This is a genomic window from Bacteroides sp. AM44-19 (assembly GCF_003603395.1).
GTDB classification, from domain to species: domain Bacteria; phylum Bacteroidota; class Bacteroidia; order Bacteroidales; family Bacteroidaceae; genus Bacteroides; species Bacteroides uniformis.
Genome location: NZ_QTNB01000048.1, coordinates 1 through 3,943, shown reverse-complemented (window position 1 = coordinate 3,943; position 3,943 = coordinate 1). Strand labels below are relative to the sequence as shown.

Sequence of the window (3,943 nt, the reverse complement as noted above, 5' to 3'; positions counted from 1 at the left end):
TTTCTGCAAATATACAAAAAGTGCCCTTCACAAAGGATTATGAACGGCACTTTTTTATTGAGATTCAAAGATATGCGATATTTATAACTTGATGCCTCCTTTTTTCCTTTGCGGCTGCATGGGTCGGCGAATGTTCTGTCTTAACTTCTCGAACTGTTCCTTGAACCACTCGGCAATGGGCTTTCGGTCGATGGCAAGAACCAATTTAGCCCCGTCCGTGGGGTCTTTCACGACTTGAAACCCTGCCCTTTCGGTCGTGAATTTCCGTCCGTATTCCTCCGAGTAGAGTTCCCCTGCATACTCCAACGGTTTTCCCTTGACGAGCGTTGCGGTCTGCCTTTCATCGAACCCGACAAGGCGGCAGAGGTTTTCGATACGGAGCATTTCACGGAAATAGGGAAACCATGCCGCCGCCCTTGCAATTACCGTTTTCAAGAAAGATATTTCCTCCTTGTGCTTCGTTTCCTTGTCCGCTATCTCCCTGCGGTGCTTCCGTTCTACTTCTGCCATCTGTCGGCTGTGGTCTGCCTGCATGTTCTGTATTCTGTCTTGCAGGGCTTCGATGGTCTCCTCGTGGTCGGCTACCTCCCTATGCAGGGCGGTGTTCTCTTTTTCCAATGTCTTGACCTTGTTGCTGCCGAAAAGAGAACCGACACTCTCGGCGATGTTAGCGGCTGCGGTGGTTGCTGCCCCTTTCAGCTTCTCGGTCTGTATTTCTTTTTTCGCCCGTCTTAGTTCTTCCCGTGCCGTTTCTTTCTGCTGTTGCAAATCCACCACTTCCGCTTTGAGGTCGTCGGAGAGTTTCTGTATATCCCGATAATACTGTTGCGTGGACTTGTGGCGAGCCTTCGAGCCGTCTATACCCCTTTGCAACCCGTATTTCGCCATAGCTTCGGCATAGGTATCTTGGTAGGACTTCAATTTCAGCCGTGTCATAATATCGTCTGCGCACAGCCTCACGGTATCGGTCGGCTTCTTGCGGTATCGCTTTTTCGTCTGTTCCTCCCTTTTCCTGCGCTTTCGCTCTCCCTTGACGATGGGAACGAGCGTAACGTGTATATGCGGTGTTTCCTCGTCCCTGTGCAGGTGAGCCGCCACGATGTTCTCCTTTCCGAACGTGTCGGCGAAGTATTTCAGATTGTCGGCGCACCACTCGTCCAAACGCCCCTCTTCCTCTATCCGCTTCATGTCCTCGTGCGTACCCGATACGTTGATGCGGATAGCCCGTACTTGGTTGCTTCCGATTTTGCGTGTCAGCCCCGCTTCTTCTAATCTCTGCTGTATAGCCGCCGAACGGTCTTTCACCCCGTCGGGGTATTCGATGAGTCTGCGGTTTAGGTGCGTGCGTGTGGGGTCGGCGTTCTTCGGTATGATAAAACGCTCGATATGTGCGGTCGTTCCGCTGTCGCTGCCGTGCGCCTTTTCCATGTGTAAAACTACGAAACCCATATATTCTTCCTTTCTTTTTTGGCTTGTGAAACAATGATTTTTTGTATCTTCGGGGGCGGCAAATGCCGTCCCCGATGGGGTGTGCAGAGGGGCTTGCCCCTTGCCTTATTGGGGAATTTTCAGCGATACGTAGTATTGCGGCTCGGAAAATTCCCTAATAAGCTATGGTATTTTCTTCGTAAATACCCTGCGGCGTGCCGTCCGTCTGTCCGTCTGCCTTTCGGCTGTGGCTGTCCCTGCCGTCTGCTTACCCGTATAACTCCACCTTATTATTTTTCCCTTTCGGTCGGTGGTGGGCGGCGGGGTGGTCGTTTCCGTTTTCAAAGGCTCTTTTGCACGGGGCGGTCGGATACAAGGTTTTCCCGATAAATACGCTCGCAGCGAAGCGAGAGGAAGATTTATCGGGAAACGGCGCAGCCGCCTGACCTTTTAGCCGACATAAAGCCCCGTGCTTGCTTTGCCTTTGTAAACGGAAATGATTGCTCCGCTTTCCTCTGAAAAGAGAAATAGAACCTGCAATATATATCACCATAGTGATAGGTTTGCATGTTGATATGTTGGTATGTTGATATATCATTATGCTTTCCAACGGCTGTTGGGCTTGCCGTCCGAAACAACCGACACGAATACCGTCGTTTTCTCTTTTCGCCCGTGCATAATCCTTTCCAACAACACTTTGCGGACTTTCGCCGCCCCGAACGATTCGATACGGAAAGCGAGGGCGGCTATCGTTTCGAGGTTGTAAACCTCCGCGCTGTATCTGTCCGATATGCGGATAATGCGCTTTATGTCATATATACTCAAAACTCCGCTTTTGCAGAGTGCCTTTATCCCTGCCCGAACCGTCGGGGCGATAACCCCGAACAGTTCGCAGATTTCCCACTCGGTCATGGCGGTTGCACCTATATCGCTTGGCAGGAAGATATTGCCCTGCCCGTCCATCGTGATAATATTCCTTTCTTCTTTCATCGGTATGCTGTTTTTAATTAAATTAAATAGCTCGGCAGATATTCTTCTCCATATCTTCCAACTTGTGCGACAAGGTTTCCATGTCTTGGCTTATCTTCTGGGCGGTGATTTTGGCGTAAATTTGGGTGGTCTTTATGTTGGTATGCCCCAAAAGGCGGCTCACCGTTTCAATGGGTACACCGTGCGACAGAAGTACGGTCGTGGCGTTCGTGTGGCGTGCAACGTGGTAGGTCAAACGTACCTTGAAGCCGCATTGTCTGCCTATCTCTTTAAGTATCTTGTTGCAACTTCCGTTACTCGGAACGGGGAAAACATGACCGTTCCTTGCCAGTCCCTTGTACTTTTCGATGATACATTTGGGAACGTCCAAAAGGCGGATGTTCGATTCGGTGTTGGTTTTCTTTCTTCGGGTGATTATCCACAGGTTGCCATCGAAGAATGTTTGCAGGCGGTCGGCGGTGAGGTTCTTCACGTCCGAATACGCCAAACCCGTGAACACCGAAAAGACGAACAAGTCCCGTACAAGCTCGTGGGTGGCGTTCTTCATGGGTGCGTCCATGAGCGTCTGTATCTCCGTTTGCGTGAGGTAGCCCCTATCCACGCTTTCGGGAGAGTTGATATATCCGGCAAAGGGATTGAACGGCAAACGCCCGTCGTTCCTCGCAATGGAAACGATGTGTTTCAACACAATCATGTAGCCCCACACGGTATTGGTGCGGCATTTCTTCTCCGTGCGCAAAAAATACTCGAAATCGTTGATGAACGTGAGGTTAAGTTCCTTTAACGGAATATCCTCACGCTTGTAGGTATGAGGCAAAAACTCCCGAATATGGTTGCAGACCGTCCGATAACGGGTAAATGTACCTTGCGCCCTGCTGTGCCCGACTTTCTTCTCAAACTCGGCGTTGTGCTGCTCGAACAGCTTCAACAGGGTTTCCTGCTTGACGCCAATACCGAGATAGGCGTCTTTGAGTTTGGCGGCGGTAACATAACCGTCCGTCTGCATCAGTTCTTGATAGCGGCGGTTTACCTCCACACGGATTTTATCTACCGCAAGGTTGATTTTCTGCGCTTCGATACTCTTGCCCGAAGCACGGTTGTTCTTCACGTCCCACAAGCGTGGGGGAACGTCCATCTTGCAACTGAACTGTTTAATCTCGCCGTCCACCGTAATACGGCACATCAAAGGCAAGTTGCCGTTGGGCTTCTCGCTGCCTTTCTTCACGTAAAATAATACCTTGAATGTACTACGCATAACTCACTCCTTTTTGGGTTACAAAATTAAGTTACAGTGAGTTACCGACTGCTATGCAAATCTACGCAAATCGCAGAAAAAGAACCTTTTAGCAAGAAATTTACACCCGTTACGGGGGTAATGAGGTGGTAACTGAACTCTTGCACCGTTTGGCTTTGCACTGGCTTTCCTTTGGCTCTGCCTCATAGAAAAACAAAGCGTAACGAACGATGTTTCAGCTAATTCGCTACGCTTTGCTCTAATTTACTTTTTCGCTATGTGTTTATTTTA

Annotated in this window: 4 protein-coding genes; all 4 read right to left on the bottom strand. The window is 49.7% G+C overall.

Annotated features, from left to right (window positions below):
- Positions 1 to 81: 81 nt before the first annotated feature.
- Positions 82 to 1,449 carry a MobV family relaxase gene (mobV, locus tag DW947_RS21205; RefSeq protein ID WP_119958628.1) on the bottom strand — a complete coding sequence of 456 codons (1,368 nt, stop codon included), beginning with the start codon at positions 1,447 to 1,449 and terminating at the stop codon, positions 82 to 84.
- Between the two features lie 162 nt (positions 1,450 to 1,611).
- Positions 1,612 to 1,773: a hypothetical protein gene (locus DW947_RS21700; RefSeq protein WP_165859487.1), complete on the bottom strand. Its 162-nt coding sequence runs from the start codon at positions 1,771 to 1,773 to the stop codon at positions 1,612 to 1,614.
- Between the two features lie 252 nt (positions 1,774 to 2,025).
- Positions 2,026 to 2,418: a hypothetical protein gene (locus DW947_RS21195; RefSeq protein ID WP_118918682.1), complete on the bottom strand. Its 393-nt coding sequence runs from the start codon at positions 2,416 to 2,418 to the stop codon at positions 2,026 to 2,028.
- 22 nt (positions 2,419 to 2,440) lie between these two features.
- Entirely contained in the window at positions 2,441 to 3,673 is a 1,233-nt protein-coding gene (locus tag DW947_RS21190; protein ID WP_117966793.1) for a site-specific integrase, read from the bottom strand.
- Between the last annotated feature and the right edge of the window lie 270 nt (positions 3,674 to 3,943).